The organism is Clostridium gasigenes, from assembly GCF_900104115.1.
GTDB lineage: Bacteria > Bacillota > Clostridia > Clostridiales > Clostridiaceae > Clostridium > Clostridium gasigenes.
Window position 1 is genome coordinate 159,253 of sequence record NZ_FNJM01000005.1, and the last position, 20,435, is coordinate 179,687.

The 20,435-nt window shown below is 29.1% G+C and carries 17 protein-coding genes; 15 read left to right on the top strand and 2 right to left on the bottom strand.

Annotation, left to right across the window (positions count from 1 at the left end):
• Nucleotides 1-66: 66 nt before the first annotated feature.
• Nucleotides 67-540, bottom strand: a complete 474-nt coding sequence (gene ispF, locus BLS77_RS10745; protein ID WP_089969369.1) for a 2-C-methyl-D-erythritol 2,4-cyclodiphosphate synthase — start codon at nt 538-540, stop codon at nt 67-69.
• Between the two features lie 462 nt (nt 541-1,002).
• Here ispF and BLS77_RS10750 point away from each other — a divergent pair, with 462 nt between their 5' ends.
• The 5 genes from BLS77_RS10750 to BLS77_RS10770 all read left to right on the top strand — a co-directional run bounded on the left by BLS77_RS10750 (nt 1,003) and on the right by BLS77_RS10770 (nt 5,977).
• Nucleotides 1,003-1,596, top strand: a complete 594-nt coding sequence (locus BLS77_RS10750; RefSeq protein WP_089969372.1) for a class D sortase — start codon at nt 1,003-1,005, stop codon at nt 1,594-1,596.
• A gap of 21 nt (nt 1,597-1,617) precedes the next feature.
• Nucleotides 1,618-2,613, top strand: a complete 996-nt coding sequence (locus tag BLS77_RS10755) for an anti-sigma factor domain-containing protein (RefSeq protein WP_089969375.1) — start codon at nt 1,618-1,620, stop codon at nt 2,611-2,613.
• A 22-nt stretch (nt 2,614-2,635) separates the two neighbouring features.
• Nucleotides 2,636-3,478 carry a 23S rRNA pseudouridine(2604) synthase RluF gene (gene rluF, locus BLS77_RS10760; RefSeq protein ID WP_089969378.1) on the top strand — a complete coding sequence of 281 codons (843 nt, stop codon included), beginning with the start codon at nt 2,636-2,638 and terminating at the stop codon, nt 3,476-3,478.
• Nucleotides 3,479-3,834: 356 nt separating this feature from the next.
• The gene (locus tag BLS77_RS10765; RefSeq protein ID WP_089969381.1) at nt 3,835-4,560 is read left to right on the top strand and encodes a DUF3298 and DUF4163 domain-containing protein; all 726 of its coding nucleotides are present in this window, start codon (nt 3,835-3,837) and stop codon (nt 4,558-4,560) included.
• A gap of 40 nt (nt 4,561-4,600) precedes the next feature.
• Nucleotides 4,601-5,977 carry an aldehyde dehydrogenase gene (locus BLS77_RS10770; protein WP_089969384.1) on the top strand — a complete coding sequence of 459 codons (1,377 nt, stop codon included), beginning with the start codon at nt 4,601-4,603 and terminating at the stop codon, nt 5,975-5,977.
• 56 nt (nt 5,978-6,033) lie between these two features.
• On the opposite strand, the gene BLS77_RS10775 is transcribed toward BLS77_RS10770, so the two are convergent.
• Entirely contained in the window at nt 6,034-8,700 is a 2,667-nt protein-coding gene (locus tag BLS77_RS10775) for a cation-translocating P-type ATPase (protein WP_089969387.1), read from the bottom strand.
• Nucleotides 8,701-9,122: 422 nt separating this feature from the next.
• Between BLS77_RS10775 and BLS77_RS10780 the strand changes: the two genes are divergently transcribed.
• The 10 genes from BLS77_RS10780 to BLS77_RS10825 all read left to right on the top strand — a co-directional run bounded on the left by BLS77_RS10780 (nt 9,123) and on the right by BLS77_RS10825 (nt 20,270).
• Nucleotides 9,123-10,190 carry a mannose-1-phosphate guanylyltransferase gene (locus BLS77_RS10780; RefSeq protein WP_089969390.1) on the top strand — a complete coding sequence of 356 codons (1,068 nt, stop codon included), beginning with the start codon at nt 9,123-9,125 and terminating at the stop codon, nt 10,188-10,190.
• A 288-nt stretch (nt 10,191-10,478) separates the two neighbouring features.
• Entirely contained in the window at nt 10,479-11,069 is a 591-nt protein-coding gene (locus BLS77_RS10785; RefSeq protein WP_089969393.1) for a zinc dependent phospholipase C family protein, read from the top strand.
• Nucleotides 11,070-11,298: 229 nt separating this feature from the next.
• Entirely contained in the window at nt 11,299-11,661 is a 363-nt protein-coding gene (locus tag BLS77_RS10790) for an ArsR/SmtB family transcription factor (RefSeq protein WP_089969396.1), read from the top strand.
• A 37-nt stretch (nt 11,662-11,698) separates the two neighbouring features.
• Nucleotides 11,699-13,981 (top strand): heavy metal translocating P-type ATPase, encoded by a 2,283-nt coding sequence (locus tag BLS77_RS10795; RefSeq protein ID WP_089969398.1) that lies wholly within the window; start codon nt 11,699-11,701, stop codon nt 13,979-13,981.
• Between the two features lie 433 nt (nt 13,982-14,414).
• Nucleotides 14,415-15,044 carry a redox-sensing transcriptional repressor Rex gene (locus BLS77_RS10800; protein ID WP_089969401.1) on the top strand — a complete coding sequence of 210 codons (630 nt, stop codon included), beginning with the start codon at nt 14,415-14,417 and terminating at the stop codon, nt 15,042-15,044.
• 278 nt (nt 15,045-15,322) lie between these two features.
• Nucleotides 15,323-16,105: a short-chain-enoyl-CoA hydratase gene (locus tag BLS77_RS10805; protein ID WP_089969404.1), complete on the top strand. Its 783-nt coding sequence runs from the start codon at nt 15,323-15,325 to the stop codon at nt 16,103-16,105.
• A 121-nt stretch (nt 16,106-16,226) separates the two neighbouring features.
• A complete protein-coding gene (locus BLS77_RS10810) occupies nt 16,227-17,366 on the top strand; it encodes an acyl-CoA dehydrogenase (protein ID WP_089969407.1) in 1,140 nt (379 codons plus the stop codon).
• A 13-nt stretch (nt 17,367-17,379) separates the two neighbouring features.
• Complete coding sequence (locus BLS77_RS10815; RefSeq protein WP_089969410.1) at nt 17,380-18,159, top strand: electron transfer flavoprotein subunit beta/FixA family protein; 780 nt, start codon at nt 17,380-17,382, stop codon at nt 18,157-18,159.
• A 21-nt stretch (nt 18,160-18,180) separates the two neighbouring features.
• Nucleotides 18,181-19,188, top strand: coding sequence for an electron transfer flavoprotein subunit alpha/FixB family protein (locus BLS77_RS10820; protein WP_089969412.1), 1,008 nt, complete (start codon nt 18,181-18,183; stop codon nt 19,186-19,188).
• Nucleotides 19,189-19,421: 233 nt separating this feature from the next.
• On the top strand, nt 19,422-20,270 hold the full coding sequence (locus BLS77_RS10825) for a 3-hydroxybutyryl-CoA dehydrogenase (protein WP_089969415.1): 849 nt from the start codon (nt 19,422-19,424) through the stop codon (nt 20,268-20,270).
• Nucleotides 20,271-20,435: the final 165 nt, after the last annotated feature.

Genomic DNA, 20,435 nt, shown 5'->3' on the forward strand with positions numbered 1-20,435 from the left:
AAAAAAATAACTAGTCAATATACATTTAATATTGACTAGTTATTTTTCGCGTCCTATTTCTAATGTTTATAAATTAGTTACTAAGCAAATGCTTTGAGAGGATATACCTTCACCAGTACCAGTAAATCCAAGGCCTTCTTCCGTAGTTGCCTTAATATTTATTTTATCAAGAGTAATATTAAGGGCTTTTGAAATGTTTTCTCTCATAGTTTGAATATGAGGGGACATTTTGGGAGCCTGTGCAATTATGGTTGAATCTATATTGCTTATCGAATATCCATTAGTATGGATTAGTATACCCACTTCTTTTAAAAGATCTATGCTAGATATGTTTTTATATTTTGGATCGGTGTCAGGAAAATGTGTTCCTATATCTCCTAAAGCGGTAGCACCAAGCAAAGAATCAATAACTGCATGCACTAATACATCTGCATCTGAATGCCCTAGTAGTCCTTTTTTATAAGGTATAGTAACCCCACCTAAAATTAAATCTCTATTTTCGACTAATCTATGTACATCGTATCCCATTCCAATTCTCAATTTGAAATCCTCCTATATAATAAAATAATAATTTTATTATATCACAATGAATAAAAAAGCTTCGAAAAATAACTATCCAATTATACTATTTTATATTATGAAGAAGATAATTGGTAAAATTAAAACCTATCAATTATAATCATAAAATATTATTAGTAAATATGGATAGTTAGCTATAAGACTCATAAAATTTTTTTGAACGCATAGATTTTTGAAGGCTTAGAAGTATCTTTTACAAAAAAAATGAAAAACTTTTTTAAAAAATAATTAACTCGGCAGAATAGATAGAGCTTTTTTGAAACAATTCTTTTGTGAGTAAATTTAAAGTCAACATAAATAACATTTCCTTTCATAAAAATCACCTCGTAAAATACTAGGTTTAAATTAGAAATAATAAAAAATACACATTGTTTATGGTATAATATATGTAAAAAAGTAATAAATGTTATTGGAGGATTAGCTTTGATAGAAAAGTTTAGAAGGATAGTAGGATTAATTTTGGTAATTGTAGGTATAGGTTTAATTGGCTCAGTAATATATAATAGAATTGAGACAAATAAAAAGCAAAATGAGTTAAAAGAAGTTCTTCAAGATGTTATAAAAGAAGATTCAACTAGTGAAAAAACAACTGAAAATAAAGAGTTGGATAATTTAGGATATACACCGATCGGATTAATTGAAATACCAAGCATAGAATTATCACAAGGATTAGTAGAAGGGGTAACGGATGAAATACTTCAGTATTATATAGGACACTTTGAAAGTTCTGTAAAGCCAGGGGAAAAAGGAAATTTTGCTGTTGCAGGTCATAGAGTATCGAATTACTCAGAAGCGTTCATAAATTTATATAAATTAAAACCTGGAGATTTAGTAAGTGTTAAAAGTAGAGGAAAAGAGTTTATATATCAAATAGATAAAAATTTCATAGTAGATCCTGAAAATGTTGAGGTTTTAGACCAAACAGAAGATGCAACAATAACATTAATAACATGTACAGTAGGAGCAAAACAAAGAGTGATTATTAAGGGGAAGTTAATAGATACGAAGGTGATATAGTAGTTTCAAAGAGGTGAAAAAATGAGTGGTTTTGATAATTACAAATTCAGATTTTCTTCGTTGCACCAACTTAGTTTAGCTGGTGCAACAATTGTTAAACAAAGAGGAAATCAAATAGTTTTAATGGGGAATGAAATAGAACTATATAATGTGTTAATAAAAGATTTAGTTAATCAATGTCCAAGTGATGATATAAGAAACCAAATTTTAAATATTGCATATTACATAGTATCTGATTTAGAATGCTATGAAAAAACAATTAAAGATAGAGCCTTACCAATAATTAAGATTAAAGGAAAAATACAAGTAGCGAGATCTTTTTTGGAATTATGGCAAGACTATATAATAGCATATGTAGTGATTTTAGGAAATCCAAATTATAAATATATTCAGGACTATTTAAAAATAGAAGAAAGTGTAGTAGGATTAGAAGTTAAGGGCTTAAAATTAGATAAATCAAAAGAAGTATTTACAGGAATAGTAATTTCTAAATCAAAAAAAAGAGCAACTATATTAACATCTAAAGGTGAATTCAAGAAAATAGACAAGAGAGATAATATAGATATTGGCGAAGAAGTAACTGGATCTGAAAGTAAGGGTTTGAGAAGTTATAAATTACATATATCAATAATAGGAATATTAATTATTATAATGGTATCTATTGCGATAAATAGATATACAACAATAACAAAAACTATAGTAATTAACACAACATCTGCAATTAAAATTGAAGTTAACAGCTTTAATAAAGTTGTAAATACGCAAAGTCCCACAACTAAAGGTGTAGAAATGTTAAAGGAAATCCAAATTGAAGATAAAGGTATGGATGAATCTTTATATGAAATATTAAAATACTCCTTAAAAAATGAAATGATTCCAACTAATGATGTTTTAATAACTGTAAGTGGAGAAATGATTGATTTCGAAACCTTAGAAGAAACAAAAAAGTTTTTAGAAGATAATGATATAATGGTTAAATTTAATAATTCGGGAAATGAACATTACATAAATCAATAGAGAGAGTGAATAGGTGAATAATATGCAACAAAAAAATAGTGATAAAAATAAATCTAAAAATAAACCAGGAAATAAAAATTTTACTAATAAAAAGTATAATAAAAAAAGTGATGTAGATAAAGAACCAATAATAGTTCATACTGATAGAAATGAAGAAATAAGGTTAAATAAATATATAAGTGAAACTGGAATATGCTCAAGACGTCAGGCTGATAACTTAGTAGAAATGGGAAGGGTTACCGTTGATGATGTTAAAGCGACAATGGGAATCAAGGTTACAAAAGGTCAAGTTGTTAAAGTTGATGGAAAATCTATAAATAAGGTTGAAAATTTAGTTTATATAGTTTTAAATAAACCAGTGGGGATAACCTGTACAACTGAAAAAAATGTTAAGGGTAATATAATTGATTTCGTTAAACATAGAGAAAGAATATTTCCAATTGGAAGGTTGGATAAAGATTCACAAGGACTAATTTTATTAACTAATGATGGTGATATAGTTAATAAAATATTAAGAGCTGGAAACAATCATGAAAAGGAATATGTGGTTACTGTTGATAAAATGATGACTCATGATTTTATAAATAAAATGGGTAGTGGGGTCGAGATTCTTGGAACAGTTACTAAAGAATGTTTGGTTGAGAGACAAGGAAAATTCATGTTTAAAATAAATTTAACAGAAGGTATGAACAGACAAATTAGACGGATGACAGAAGCCTTAGGTTACAAGGTAGTAAAGTTAGAAAGAATACGAATTATGAATATAAATATATCTAAACTTAGAATGGGACAGTGGAGAGATCTTACATCAAGAGAACTTATAAAATTAAATGAACTAATATCAGAATCGGCAAAGACACTTTAAGTGTTTTTGAAGATACATTAGATAAGGTGCTTTCAAAAAATAGATTAGCAAATTGATCTATTTTAAAAAAAGTGACTAAAATGACCCTTGAATAAAATTTAAGGGTCATTTTTATATTAAATTATTAATATAATATAATTTGAATTAATAATGTATTCATGTAAAAAAATATATTATAATAATGTTATTGGAATAGTAGACAATTAATGTATGTTATACACATAATCCACAATAGCCTGTGGATAACTTGTTGAATTTTTTTTATAGCTATGTTGATAATTTACTCTGTTTATGTAAATAATAAGAATAAATATAAGGTTTTTATATTATTTTATCATATAAGGAGGAACTATATAATGAAGCTATTAAATAGGTGTGTAAGTATTTTAATCATATTAATTGCTATTACTAATACTTGTCCACAAGGGGTGTTGATAAATTTAAACAGTCAATTTGTTGAATCATCGTTAGTTGTGGATAAAATTATAAAAGAAAAAAATGATTATTTGACTATTGATGTAAAAATACCTCAAATTAATGGATTAAATAATAAAGAGGCAGAAAAAGTTATCAACAACAAGATTTTAGATTTTACCAATATGTGGATAAAGGATGCTAAAGAAATCGCACAGGAATATTATGGAGGTCCTAATAATGTATATCCTATATTCCCATATCAATTAATAGCAAAATACACTATGAAAAGCCAAAATAAGATATTAAGTTTTTATATTGATTATTATCAATATACTGGAGGTGCTCATGAAATAACAAATAGAGTATCTTATAACATAGATATTAATACTGGACGAGAACTATTGTTAAATGATTTATTTGTAGATGAGTATGAATATGAAAAAGTAATTAATAACGAAATAAAAAAACAAATAGCTAAAAATCCTGATATTTATTTTCCTGGTAAGGATGGGTTTAATGGAATTAATAAAAATCAGCAATATTTTATAGATGGAAATAATTTGGTAGTGTATTTTGGACTGTATGAGATTGCACCATATGTAACAGGAATACCGGAATTTAAAATTCCTATTAAATTGTTTGGAGAATCATTTAAATATATTTAGACAGATAAAAATGCATTGGTAGAATAGTGGGGGGAAAAATATGATTAAAATAAAAGAAACCTTTGAAAAACAAAAAGAGTTTTATGATACAGGGAAAACTAAAAATATAGATTTTAGAATTAGTAATTTAAAAAAGTTAAGAAAAATAATAAAGAATAATGAAGAGTTGATAATTGAAGCTCTTAAAAAGGACCTTGGAAAATCACCTTTTGAAAGTTATGCAACAGAGATTGGATTGGTTTATGATGAACTAAATATTCATATTAAAAATACTAGAAAATGGGCTAAGAGAGAAAAGAAAAGAAGCCCATTAGTTCATTTCCCAGCGAAGAGTTATATTTATAAGGAACCTTATGGGGTAGCGTTAATAATAGGACCCTTTAATTATCCAATTCAGCTAATATTAGCACCATTAGTTGCAGCTATAGCTGCGGGTAATTGTGTAATATTAAAACCTTCAGAAAATACTATAAACACATCTATTTTATTAGAAAAGATAATAAATGATAATTTTGATGAAAGCTATGTAAAAGTGGTGAATCCTTTAGGTGGAAAAGAGATAGTTTCATATTTATTAGATTTAAGATTTGATTATATATTCTTTACAGGTAGTGTAGGTGTTGGCAAAATAGTTATGAAAAAAGCTGCTGAAAATTTAATACCTGTAACTTTAGAACTTGGTGGTAAAAGTCCTTGTATTGTGGACAAGGATGCAAAACTAGAGCTTAGTGCGAAAAGATTAGTTTGGGGGAAATTTTTAAATGCAGGTCAGACTTGTGTAGCTCCGGATTATTTATATGTTCATAAGGATATAAAAGAAGAATTTTTGAAAGCTGTGGTAAAGGAAATAAGAAATCAATTTGGAGAAAATATAAAAGAAAGTATAGATTTCACTAGATTAATAAACTTAAAAACATTAGATAGATTAAAGTCGTATATGAATGATGGGGATATATTTTTTGGTGGAGGATATGATGAAAAAGAATTGTATTTTGAACCAACAGTAATAACTAATATAAAGAATAGTTCTAAAATAATGGAAGAAGAAATATTTGGACCAATATTACCTGTTTTAGAATTTGAAGATATAAATGAAGTAATTAGATATGTTAATGATAAAGATAAGCCATTAGCACTATATTACTTCTCTGAAAACAAGGATAATATAGAACATGTTTTAAATAATACTACTGCTGGAGGAGTAACTATAAATGATACTATTATACATGTAGCAAGTGCTTATTTGCCATTTGGAGGAGTAGGTAGTAGCGGTATGGGGTCGTATCATGGTGAGGCAAGCTTCGATACATTTACTCATAGGAAATCAGTAATTAAAAGGGGGACATTTATAGATATTCCAATAAGATATGCCCCGTACAATGATAAAATAAGTATAATAAAGAAATTAATGAAGTAATATTGTATAAAAATAAAAAAAATATCTGAGTTAGATATCTAACTCAGATATTTTTTTTAAGCTATATTTCTTTTATCTTCTTCTATTTTAATATCTTGAGGTGAAGAAGTTTCTTTATTGCCTCCAATAAGATCTTGTATAATTTTTATTATTTGAATTATAACAGTTGGAATAAATGCTAGTAAGTATATCATTCCAATTTGATAAGAATTTAAAGTAGCTACTTCAAATAATTTTTTAAGGAATGGCACAAATAATACTAAGTTTAAGAATAGTACACCTGTTCCAAAAGCCATCCAACTATATCTGTTAGTAAATAATCCAAGTTTAAATATTGATCTATTTCCTCTACAGTTAAAACCGTGGAATAATCTAGCTAAGCATAATGTTGAAAATGCCATTGTTGAGCCTATAGCATTATCATATTTTAAACCAATGGTAAATGCTATAATAGTAAAGATAGCTATAATGAAACCTTCAACAGCTATTTCTAAAATAAAATCTTTCGATAGTATTGATGCGTTAGTGTTTCTAGGTTTATCTTTTAATAAATCTTTACGAGAACGCTCAGTACCAATTGCAATTGCTGGCAGACTATCTGTTAAAAGATTTATAAATAGTAAATGAACTGGAGCAAAAATCATTGGTAATGCCATTAATGAAGCGTATAATACTGAGATTATACCTGAAGCATTACCTGATAATAAGAACTTAATGGCATTTTTAATATTGTTATAAATATTTCTACCATTAGCCACTGCTTTAACAATAGTCGCAAAGTTATCATCTGTTAAAATAACTGATGCAGCATCTTTAGAAACTTCAGTTCCTGTAATACCCATTGCAATTCCGATATCGGCTTGTTTTAATGCAGGAGCATCATTTACACCATCACCTGTCATAGCAACTACTTGCCCTTTTTCTTGCCAAGTTCTAACTATTCTAATTTTATGTTCAGGAGATACTCTAGCATAAACAGAAATAAATTCTATATTTGCATTAAGCTCCTCGTCAGACATTTTATCAAGTTCTAGACCTTCTATAGCTCTGTCGCCATCTCTTAAAATACCAATTTGTTTAGCAATAGCAGAAGCAGTTATTTTATGATCGCCAGTAATCATAATTGGTTTTATACCAGCAGTTATACAATCTGCAACAGCAATTGCTGATTCTTCTCTTGGAGGATCAATCATTGATATTAATCCAATGAAAGTATAGTTATGTTCATCTTCAAGAGTTAATTCAGTTGGCTCAGCTACTTCCTTATAAGCAAAAGCTAAAACTCTAAGTCCGTTTTGGGATAATTGTTTATTTGTATTAATTATATTTTGCTTATCTTCATAAGAAATTTTTCTAACTCCTTCAGAAGTTTTAATGAACTTAATTCTATCTAATAAAACATCAAAAGCACCTTTGGTAAATATTAAATATTTATCATCAAAGTGATGAAGAGTACTCATTAATTTTCTATCCGAATCAAAAGGCAATTCAGCTAATCGTTTAAAATCATTTCTAACTGATAATTCATCAATAGTAAATTTGTGAGATAGATTTACTAATGCAACTTCAGTTGGATCTCCGATTTCTTTTCCATCTTTTGAAGTGGAATCATTACAAAGTATAGCACTTTTTAATAAATAGTTCTCAACGGAGTTCTCTAGGTTAAGAGTAGTTCCATCAATAAGTTTATTATCAACATAAACTTTGTTAACTGTCATTTTATTTTGAGTTAAAGTACCAGTTTTATCAGAACATATTATAGATACAGAACCTAAACCTTCAACCGCTTTAAGTTTCTTTATAATAGCATGTTCTTTAGCCATTTTTTGAGTTCCAACAGCTAAAACAATAGTAACAATTGAGCTTAATGCTTCTGGAATAGCAGCAACTGCTAAAGCAACAGCAAACATTAGTGAATCAAGAATTGGTACTTCTCTATATATACTAAGTATGAATACTAAAATACATATAGCAAGTATTGCCATAGCAAGCTTTTTACTAAAATCATCTAAGTTAGCTTGCAGAGGTGTTTTCTTTTCTTGAGTTTGATCCATTAAAGTGGCTATTTTACCTAGTTCAGTAGACATACCTGTACCGGTAATTATAACTAAGGCTCTACCATAGGTAACTAAAGAACCGGAAAATACCATATTCTTTTGATCTCCTAAAGCGATTTCTTCCTCTTTAATAGTTTCGATAGTTTTATTAACACTTTCAGATTCTCCAGTTAAAGAACTTTCATTAACTTGAAGTGAATAGTTTTCAATAATTCTACCATCGGCTACAACTAGATCGCCAGATTCTAAAACTAAAATATCGCCAGGTACAACATCTTTTGAATTTACTTCAAGCTTTATACCGTTTCTAAAAACTTTAGTGGTAGGAGAGGATAGCGCTTTAAGGCTGTCTAAGGATTGTTCAGCTTTAAAATGTTGAACAGTTCCAAGTATTGCATTAAGAATAATAACTGCAAATATAACCAAAGTACTTTCCACGTTGCCTGTGGCCATAGAAATAATGGCTGCAACAATTAAGATACAAACCAGTAAATCTTTAAATTGACTTAAAAATACTTGCAGTACAGTGGCTTTCTTTTTTTCACTTAATTCATTGTGTCCATAGGTTTCTAAATTAGATTTAAATTGATTATCAGATAATCCTTCCTTAGTTACTTTAAAATCATTTAAAGTTTCCTCAGCGGATTTAGAGAAATAATTTTGCATAAAAATGCCTCCTTCAAGGTTTTTAATAGGTACTAAAATCTTTTGTTCATTACATCTAAAATTAATATAGAGTAAAGATGCATAAAAAAGAAAGAGACCTTTAATATAATTCTTACCTAAAATAAGAATTATATTAAAAGTCTCGTAACCAAATTGGTATATAACACCAGGCTTTTAAGGCCGCGATTGTTGATGTTATATTTATTACTACTCCCTTTTAATACAGAGAATTAATATGATAATAAAATTTTATACTTAATAACTTTAAAAGTCAATAAATATAATTATTTGTCGTAAATTTCTTTGTCAATTTTAATATAAAATATTACAAGATAATATAAAAAATATTAGGATTAATAATTTCACAAAAAAATATATAGAGCATATAATACTGTAATAGCATTACATGGAGTTGAAAATTAGTGATATACGGGCTTATATTAGCTGGAGGAAAAGGAACTAGGCTTTATCCTTTATCAAGATCAGAAAGGCCAAAGCAATTCTTAAAGGTTATAAACAATAAAAGTTTTTTAGCAAATACTGTAGATAGGATAATTCCTTTAATTAAAAAGGATAATATTTATGTAGTTACAAACCAAGAGTATGAAGAAAAAATAAGGGAAGAATTAGAAGACGTTCAAAAAGAAAATATTTTTACAGAGCCAGAGAACAAAGAAACGGCAACTTGTATAGGGTTATCAGCAGTTAAATTATTAAAAAAAGACAAAGATGCTGTAATGGTAGTTCTACCTTCTGATCATCACATAAAAGGGGAGAAGGATTATATAGAAACATTATCTCAAGCTGTAGATATTGCTAATAAAAGAAAAGGTGTAGTAACCTTAGGAATAGAACCAACAAGGCCGGAAACCGGATATGGATATATCGAAATGGGAGAGAGAATATTAGGCGAAAGAGCATCATACAAAGTTGAAAGATTTACCGAAAAACCTAACACTGAAGTGGCAAAGGATTTTTTGGAAAAAGGAACTTATTTATGGAACTCAGGTATCTTTATTTTTAGAGCAGATGTAATTCTAAGAGAAATAGAAAAATATCTTCCAAGGCTCTATAAATCATTAATGGAAATTTATAGATCGATAGGAGAAGAAAATGAAGAGGAAGTAATAAAAGAGCAATATAAAATAATTGATGGAATATCTATTGACTTTGGAGTAATGCAAAAGACGAGAAGAGCATTTGTAATAAAAAGTGATTTCGAATGGGATGATATTGGAAGTTTTTCAGCGTTAAGTAGGTATTTAAATACCGTTAACACTAATAGTGTTAGTAACAATGTTTATTTAGAAGAATGTACTAATTGTTCTATATTCGGAGAAAAAAATTTAATTATAGGTCTTGGTGTTAAAGATTTAGTGATAGTAGATGCAGGGGACGTAATATTGATTATGGATAAAAATAGAGATCAAGAAATAAAGCATCTATTAAGTAAGTTAAATGAAAAAGAAGAATATGATAAATATGTTTGAATAATAAAAAAGAGATTTATCCTAATAAATTTAAGGATAAATCTTTTTTTTATTTTAATTTAAAAAAAATAGGCATTCAAAAAAAGATTAACTATTTTAATCTATATTTAATAGCACAAGAGGTAATATATATAGTAGTAGATAAAAAGTACCGTTTGTGTAATTAATAACTCATTGTTTATATAAACATATAGGACTATGATAATAATATAAAAATAATATAAAAATAATATAATTTAAATGTTGATGATTTTGAAAAATATATTATAAAAGTAGGTGAAATAAAAGATGTTAATGAATACTCATACAATGTTAGCTAAAGATTTTATATATAATATGGATAGTAATAAAAAAGAGTTGATTAATGAAAATCATTTCATTTGGGGAAATATAAAACCGGATTGTGTTTCTACCTATAAATTTAAGAAGCATTATCTTGATGAAAGCTTAGATATGGTTGTGAATAAGATCCAATTTCTATCATCATTAAGTTTGGAGGATATATATAAGAACCATTATGAAAATAGATTTAGTCAAGAATTGGGTGTTGTTTGCCATTTTTTATGTGACTTTTTCTGTGTTCCCCATAATAAGAGATGGGAATTTAAAAGTGCAAATGTAATGAAAGAACATGTTATGTATGAGAGAGATTTATCTAGAGTAGCTAAAGAATTCAAAATAAGAAAAGATATAGAAAGAAGTATAAACTCCAAAGAAATTAGAAGTTATATTATGGACCTTCAACAAGAATATGAAAAAGTAATGGAATATAATAATGATTTAGATTTTGCATATTATGTATGTCAAAGCGTTATTAATATGATTTTAGATGAAGTACTTATAAATGAAAAGATAAAAGAATATAAGGTTAATCATTAAGTTAGGGAGCATAAAGATAATAACAAGTTGAATAAGCTATTTTAGACGGTTGAGTATTATTTGTTTTCAAATTGTAATTTAAAATAGAACTTACTATTTATAAATAGTAAGTTCTATTTTTGTTGCGTGAATATAACTAAAAGTATAGTTGACAATTTTACTAGGGAAAGCATATAATGAATTAAGAGAAACATATGAGCATATATTCATGTGTTGTAAGGAGCAATTTATGGAGGATAATAATAAAATAGAAAAGTGTAGTTGTAACGTAATTCATAAAGATGTAGTAGAAAAAGTTAGATTATCTATTCCTAAGGAAGAAACACTATATGATTTAGCAGAGTTATTTAAGGTTTTTGGTGATTCAACTAGAATAAAAATATTATGTGCTTTATTTGAAGCAGAAATGTGTGTATGTGATATAGCGAATCTTTTAAATATGACTCAATCAGCTATTTCCCATCAATTAAGAGTTTTAAAGTCTAATAGATTAGTTAAATACAGAAGAGATGGGAAAGTAATATACTATTCATTAGATGATGATCATATAAAGCATATTTTTGACGCAGGACTTAGTCATATAACAGAATAATATAATTCTTAAATTAAAGTTTAAAGGGGGAATAATAATGGAAAAAAAGTTTTTGTTAAATGGATTAGATTGTGCTAATTGCGCAAATAAAATAGAAGATAGGATTAATAAGCTAGAAAGCATTAAAGAAGCCACTGTAAATTTTTCAACTGCTACTTTAATTTTAGAAATAAAAGATGGTTATGAAAAAGAAGATATAATTAATCAAGTAAAAAATATAATTAAAAAATTAGAACCAGGTGTTAAGGTTACGGAGAAAATTGGAAAGGTAGTAGCTAATCGAAATATTAAAAAATGTGAAAGTGCAAAATGTTCAATTAGTGATCATAAACATGAACACTCAAGTGATGATTCAGGATGTTTGGATAAAGGTCATAATCATACAAAGAAAACTAATGTTAACAATGTAGAAGGTAATCATGAATTGCACCATGAAGATAAGCATAAAGAAGAACATGGTCACGACCATTCACATGATGGACAAAGTTTTAAAATAAAAGATAATTTAACTTTAATAATTGGAGCTATAATATACATTATAGCAATTATAACTAATGGTAATGGACTGCTTTCAATAATATTATTTGCAATAAGTTACGGGTTAATAGGTGGAAAAGTTGTTTTAACAGCTATTAGAAATATATTAAGAGGTGAAATTTTTGATGAAAACTTCTTAATGACAGTTGCAACTTTAGGCGCATTTATAATAGGAGAATATCCAGAAGCCGTTGCAGTTATGTTATTTTATGAAGTTGGAGAACTGTTCCAAAGTTATGCAGTTAACCATTCAAGAAAATCAATAACATCATTGATGGATATAAGAGCAGATTATGCAAATATATTAAATGGGAATGATGAAAGAAGAGTGTCACCTGAAGAGGTGGGGGTTGAGGAAATAATTATTGTTAAACCAGGAGAAAGAGTTCCTTTAGATGGAATAGTTATAGAAGGAAAAAGTTTTGTTGATACTAGTGCTTTAACAGGGGAATCAGTTCCAAGAGAAATAACAGTAGATAATGAAATATTAGCAGGATGTATAAATACAAATGGAGTTTTAAAAGTTAAGGTAACTAAAGAATTTGGTGAATCAACTGTAGCTAGAATATTAGAATTAGTTGAAAATGCATCAAATAAAAAAGCTCCAACAGAGAAATTTATAACAAAATTTGCAAAGATATATACTCCAATAGTAGTATTTTCAGCATTGGCATTAGCTATATTACCACCGCTTTTAATACCAGGGCAAACATTTAATATTTGGATATATAGAGCTTTATCATTTTTAGTTGTATCATGTCCTTGTGCGTTAGTTGTTTCAATTCCTTTAGGATTATTTGCAGGAATTGGTGGAGCTTCTAAAAAAGGAATATTAATTAAGGGTGGAAATTACCTTGAAGCTTTAAAAGATATTGATACTGTAGTTTTTGATAAGACAGGAACATTAACTAAAGGTGTATTTAAAGTAACAGAAATAAATGCAGTAGATATAGAAAAAGATAAGTTATTGGAAATTGCAGCTTTAGGTGAGTCACTATCAAATCATCCAATTGCTCAATCAATAGTTAAAGCTTACGGGAAAGAAATTAATAAGGATCAAATTAAAAATTATGAAGAAGTATCTGGCCATGGAATTAGTGTTAAAATTAATGAAGAAGATATACTTCTTGGTAATTATAAATTAATGAATATGTTCAATATAAAATACAATGAAGTAGAATCTATAGGAACAATAATTCATGTAGCAATAAATAAAGAATATAAAGGAAATATAATTATTTCAGATGAGATAAAAGAAGATGCAGCAAATGCTATAAAAGAGTTAAAGAAAATTGGGGTGCATACAACTGTTATGCTGACAGGAGATAGAAAATCAGTGGCAGAAAGAGTTGGAAAAATTATAGGAATAGATAAAGTATTCTCAGAATTATTACCAATAGATAAGGTTGAAAAAATAGAAACATTGCTTAAGGCTAAGAATTCTAAGAGTAAAATAGCGTTTGTAGGAGATGGAATAAATGATGCGCCAGTACTTGCAAGAGCCGATATAGGAATTGCAATGGGGGGAATTGGATCAGATGCAGCAATTGAAGCTGCTGATGTTGTATTGATGAAGGATAATCCAGAATCTTTAGTTGAAGCTATAAAAATAGCTAGAAAAACTAATAAGATTTTATGGCAAAATATAATATTTTCATTAGGAATTAAAGCATTCGTTCTTATACTTGTAGCTTTAGGAATGGCTAGTATGTGGGCAGCAGTTTTTGCAGATGTAGGTGTAACAATAATTGCAGTCCTAAATTCGACAAGATGCCTAAAATAGCCATTGACAAATTTCATCATTTTAAATATAATTAGTGAGGTTAAAAATTTCAGGCGTAGGGATAGCATACAAGATCGTGAATCTTGTTACAGAGCTTGGCTCTGTATTAAATTGTGAGACTTATGTATAACGCATCTGCTACGTTATACATAAGTCTCTTTTTTTTATAAAAATTATTATTTTCAGATGTTATTATAATAAAATTTAAAAGTATGAAAAAATATTTTTATATTAGGAATCTTCAAAAAAAGACTAGTATGTATCTAGTTATTTTTTGAAGATGCCTTAATAATAAAATTTACAACTTTGTTAAATGGATAACTGCTAAAAGTTAAAAATAGAAAAAGTTTAAATATAGATTAAATAAGTAGGATATGATATTATTATATATATTAAATTAAAATAACTAAAATGTTAAGGAGAAGTGTACAGTATGGAAAAGAAAAAGAATATTTCTATGGCTGTAATTAAGCGATTACCTAAATATCATAGATATTTACAAGAGCTAATGAAAAATGATGTTGATAGAATTTCTTCAAAAGAACTTGGGGAAAAAATCGGATTTACAGCTTCGCAAATACGTCAAGATTTGAATTGCTTTGGTGATTTTGGTCAACAAGGCTATGGTTATAATGTTAAGGACTTATATAAGCAAATAAGTTTAATACTTGGATTAAATAAAGATTATAAAACAGTAATAGTAGGTGCTGGAAATATTGGTCAAGCGATTGCAAATTACAGTAGGTTTGCAGAATTAGGTTTGTTTCTGCAAGGTATATTTGATGCTAACCCGAAACTTACAGGTTTAAGAATGATGGGTACAGAAATTCAAGATATAGATAATATGGAACCTTTTCTTCAGGTTAATGATATAGATATTGCTATGATATGTGTACCAAGAATTAATGCTCAAAAAGTATGCGATACCTTAGTTGCAGGTGGAGTAAAAGGTATATGGAATTTTGCACCAGTAGATTTAGTAGTTCCAGAGGATGTTACTGTAGAAAATGTACATCTGTCAGAGAGTTTACTAACGCTAATATATTTATTGCATAAGAGTTAATAATAAAAACTAAATTGTTAAAATTATCGAAAAATTGAAATAAATATTGAAATAATTAAATAGTACGATTATAATAATAGTTGAAGTTTAAAAACTTCGATTATTTTTTACCTATACTTGTTAGAATATTAACAAAGATTAGTGAAAACGATTGGTTTTTTTATGGGCTTCAATAAAAAGCAAGTCAACTTATGAGAAATTTAAATGGGTAAATTTTAACTATGCTAAGTTTATAAATTTAATAAATTAAGCAGATATAAAAGGGGAGGACTTTAAGCATGGAATTAAAAAATGTACTTCTTGAAAAAGAAGGTAATTTAGCTATTGTTACAATCAATAGACCAAAGGCTTTAAATGCTTTAAACTCAGAAACATTAGCAGATCTAGATATTGTTATAACAGATTTAGAAAATGATAATGATATTTACTGCGTAATCCTTACAGGATCAGGAGAAAAAGCTTTTGTTGCAGGAGCTGACATTGCTGAAATGAAAGACCTTAATGAGAAGCAAGGAAAAGAATTTGGTATTCTTGGAAACAAAGTGTTCAGAAGATTAGAAAACTTAGGAAAGCCAGTAATAGCTGCAATATCAGGTTTTGCACTTGGTGGTGGATGTGAACTTGCAATGTCATGTGACATAAGAATAGCATCGGAAAGAGCTAGATTTGGGCAACCTGAAGCAGGGCTTGGAATAACTCCAGGTTTTGGTGGAACTCAAAGACTGCCAAGAATTGTTGGAATTGGAAAAGCTAAAGAATTAATTTATACAGGAGCAATAATTAAGGCTGATGAAGCGTTAAGAATAGGTCTTGTAAATAAAGTTGTTACTTTAGAAAGTCTAATGGAAGAAGCTAAAGCTATGGCAAACATGATAATTGCTAACGCTCCAATTGCAGTTAAATTATGTAAGGATGCAATTAATAGAGGAATGCAAGTAGGCATAGATAGTGCAATAGTAATTGAAGCTGAAGATTTTGGAAAATGTTTTGCGACAGAAGATCAAGTAGAGGGAATGGGTGCTTTCATAGAAAGAAGAACCAAAAACTTCCAAAATAAATAGTCGCAATATTAAATAAATAAAAAATAATATAAATATTCAAACAAATAAAAAGTGTAAGGAGGTTTTTAGAAAGTAATTAATTATTTTCTAAAAAAAGCCTAATTATAAGGAGGTAACTTGAATGAATTTTACATTAACTAGAGAACAAGAATTAGTAAGACAAATGGTTAGAGAGTTCGCTATAAACGAAGTTAAACCAATTGCTGCTGAAATAGATCAAACTGAAAGATTTCCAATGGAAAACGTTGAAAAAATGGCTAAGCTAGGTATGCTTGGGATTCCATTTTCTAAAGAATATGGTGGAGCTGGCGGAGATACTCTTTCATATATCCTAACAGTAGAAGAATTATCAAAGGTTTGTGGTACAACTGGTGTTATAGTATCTGCTCATACTTCACTTTGTGCATCATTAATAAACCAATTTGGTAACGCAGATCAAAAAGTTAAATATTTAACTCCACTTGCAAAAGGTGAAAAGCTTGGAGCCTTTGGGTTAACTGAACCAGGAGCAGGTACAGATGCATCCGGACAACAAACAACTGCTGTTTTAGATGGGGACAACTATATCTTAAATGGTTCAAAAATATTTATAACAAATGGTGGAGTTGCGGAGACTTTCATAATATTTGCAATGACAGATAGAAGCAAGGGAACAAAAGGAATATCAACATTTATAGTTGAAAAAGACTTCCCAGGTTTCTCAATAGGAAAGCATGAAGATAAGCTAGGAATTAGAGCATCTTCAACTACAGAATTAGTTATGCAAAACTGTATAGTTCCAAAGGAAAACTTAATTGGACAAGAAGGTAGAGGATTTGGAGTAGCAATGAAAACACTTGATGGTGGTAGAATTGGTATAGCAGCTCAAGCACTAGGAATTGCAGAAGGAGCTTTAGAAGAAGCTTGCACATATATGAAGGAAAGAAAACAATTCGGTAAACCATTATCAGCATTCCAAGGTTTACAATGGATGATAGCGGATATGGATGTTAGAGTTGAATCAGCTAGACTTTTAGTTTATAAAGCAGCCTTCTTAAAGGATGCAGGTCTTCCATATGCAGTTGATGCAGCAAGAGCAAAACTTGTAGCATCAGAAGTAGCTATGGAAGTTACAACTAAGGCAGTTCAAATCTTTGGTGGATATGGTTACACTAAAGAATACCCAGTAGAAAGAATGATGAGAGACGCTAAGATAACTGAAATTTATGAAGGTACTTCAGAAGTTCAAAAAATGGTTATTGCAGGTAGCGCATTAAGATAAGGAGGAATTATAGATGAATATAGTAGTTTGTTTAAAACAAGTTCCAGATACTGCAGCAGTTAAAATTGATCCAAAAACAGGAACTCTTATTAGAGAGGGTGTTCCTTCAATTATAAATCCAGAAGATAAACATGCATTAGAAGAGGCTTTAAACATAAAGGAAGCTACAGGAGCTACAGTTACAGTAATAAGTATGGGACCTCCTCAAGCACAAAACGCTTTAAGAGAAGCATTATGTATGGGTGCTGATGAAGCAATACTTATAACTGATAGAGCATTTGCAGGAGCTGATACATTAGCAACTTCAAAGGCACTAGCAGGAGCTTTAAAGAAAGTTAAATATGACATAATATTTGCAGGAAGACAAGCAATTGATGGAGATACAGCGCAAGTTGGACCAGAAATAGCTGAACATTTAGATATTCCTCAAGTAACTTATGTTCAAAATGTTAAAATTGAAGAAGATGGTTTGTTAATAAATAGAGCATTAGAAGATGGATATGAACTAATAAAAGTTCAAACTCCAGTACTTTTAACTGCAATTAAAGAATTAAATGAGCCAAGATATATGAATGTTCAATATATATTTGATAAAGCTGATAAAAAGATTACTATATGGTCAGCAGATGATATAGAAGTAGATAAAGCAGAACTTGGTCTTAAGGGATCACCAACTAAGGTTAAAAAATCAATGACTAAAGAATTAAAGGGTGTTGGAGAATTAGTTCAAGAAACACCTATGGAAGCTGCTAAATATGTTTTAGCAAAATTAAAGGAAAGACACTATATCTAGTAATTATAGGAGGGGAAAAAGATGAATATAGCAGATTATAATGGCGTTTGGGTATTTGCTGAGCAAAGAGGCGGAGAACTTCAAAAAGTTTCTCTTGAAATACTTGGCGAAGGTAGAAAAATTGCTGATAAATTAGGAGTTAAATTAACTGCTCTTTTACTTGGTGATAATGTTAAGGCTTTAATAGAAGATCTTGGAACACATGGTGCTGACGAAGTACTAGTTGTTGAAAGTGAATTATTAAAAAATTATACAACTGATGGATATACTAAGGTTATCTGTGACTTAGCTAGAGAAAGAAAACCAGGAATATTATTTATTGGAGCTACTTTCATTGGTAGAGATTTAGGACCAAGAGTCGCAGCTAGATTATCAACTGGTTTAACGGCTGACTGTACTGGATTAGATGTAGAAGGTGAACATGGGGATCTTTTAGCTACAAGACCAGCTTTTGGTGGTAACTTAATGGCTACAATTGCTTGCCCAGATCATAGACCACAAATGGCTACAATAAGACCAGGAGTTTTCACAAAACTTCCAAAATCAGAAGCAGAATTTGTTACTGAAATAGTTGAAGTAAACTTAGTAGATAGTGATATAAGAACTAAGATTATTGAAATAGTTAAGGAAAACAAGGATATAGTTGATATTGGTGAAGCTAATATAATAGTATCAGGTGGTAGAGGTGTTTCAACAAAAGAAAACTTCGAACTATTAGATGAGTTAGCTGAAGTTTTAGGTGGAACTGTCGCAGGTTCAAGAGCAGCTATAGATAATGGTTGGATCGATAAGGCTTACCAAGTTGGTCAAACTGGTAAAACTGTAAGACCAAACATCTATATAGCGTGTGGAATATCAGGAGCTATACAACATGTTGCTGGTATGCAAGATGCAGATATGATAATAGCTATAAACAAAGATGCAGGAGCTCCAATTATGAAAATTGCAGATTATGCAATTGTTGGAGATGTAGCTAAGGTATTACCAGAGATGATATCTCAAGCAAAGGCTATGAAAGACGCTGAATAAGCAGTTATAGTTAATTATTGCACATATTAATTTATGAGAATTAATAGGGATATTCGATTAGAAATACTCTGTATATATGGTTAAATTATAGGATGAGGAAGTAGGATTTAGGGTAAGGGAGCGGAAAGAAAATAAACTGAAATCTGACTAATTATTTTTTGAAGTTCCTTAAGTACTACTTCCTCAACTAGGGATAGATGTAGATAAATTTAAAATTTAGGAGGGTATATATTATGGAAAAAATATTTGTACTTGGTGCTGGAACAATGGGAGCTGGAATAGTTCAAGCTTTTGCACAAAAAGGACATGAAGTTATAGTTAGAGATATAAAAGAAGAATTCGTTGAAAGAGGAATAGCTGGAATAAATAAAGGTTTAAGCAGACAAGTTGCTAAGGGCAAGATGACTGAAGAAGCTAAAGAAGAAATACTTTCAAGAATATCAGGAACTACAGATTTGAATTTAGCTGCAGATTGTGACTTAGTTGTTGAAGCAGCAGTTGAAAATATGAAGATTAAAAGAGAAATATTTGCTGAATTAGACCTTATCTGTAAACCAGAAACTATCTTAGCTTCAAATACTTCATCTTTATCAATAACTGAAGTAGCATCAGCTACAAAAAGAGCAGATAAGGTTATAGGAATGCATTTCTTTAATCCAGCTCCAGTTATGAAATTAGTTGAAATTATTAAGGGAATGGCTACATCACAAGAAACTTTTGATACAGTTAAAATTTTATCAATAGCTATTGGAAAAGAGCCAGTAGAAGTTGCAGAAGCTCCAGGGTTTGTTGTTAACAGAATACTTATTCCTATGATAAACGAAGCAACAGCTATATTAGCAGAAGGAATAGCTTCAGTAGAAGATATTGACACTGCAATGAAATATGGTGCTAATCACCCAATGGGACCTTTAGCACTTGGAGATTTAATAGGATTAGATGTTTGCTTAGCAATCATGGATGTTTTATACAGTGAAACAGGAGATACTAAGTATAGAGCTACTAGTCTTTTAAGAAAGTATGTTAGAGCTGGATGGCTTGGTAGAAAATCAGGTAGAGGTTTCTACGATTATTCAAAATAAGATCATAAATATAAATAAGAGCCATATTTCAATTAGTTTATTGAAATATGGCTCTTTTTAGTTGGTAATTTATAATATAAAGTTATTGTAGTAAAAAAATATTTAGAAAATTCAAATTTATATGATATAATCTTCGATAAGATATATCAATTAGAAGGAGGGAAA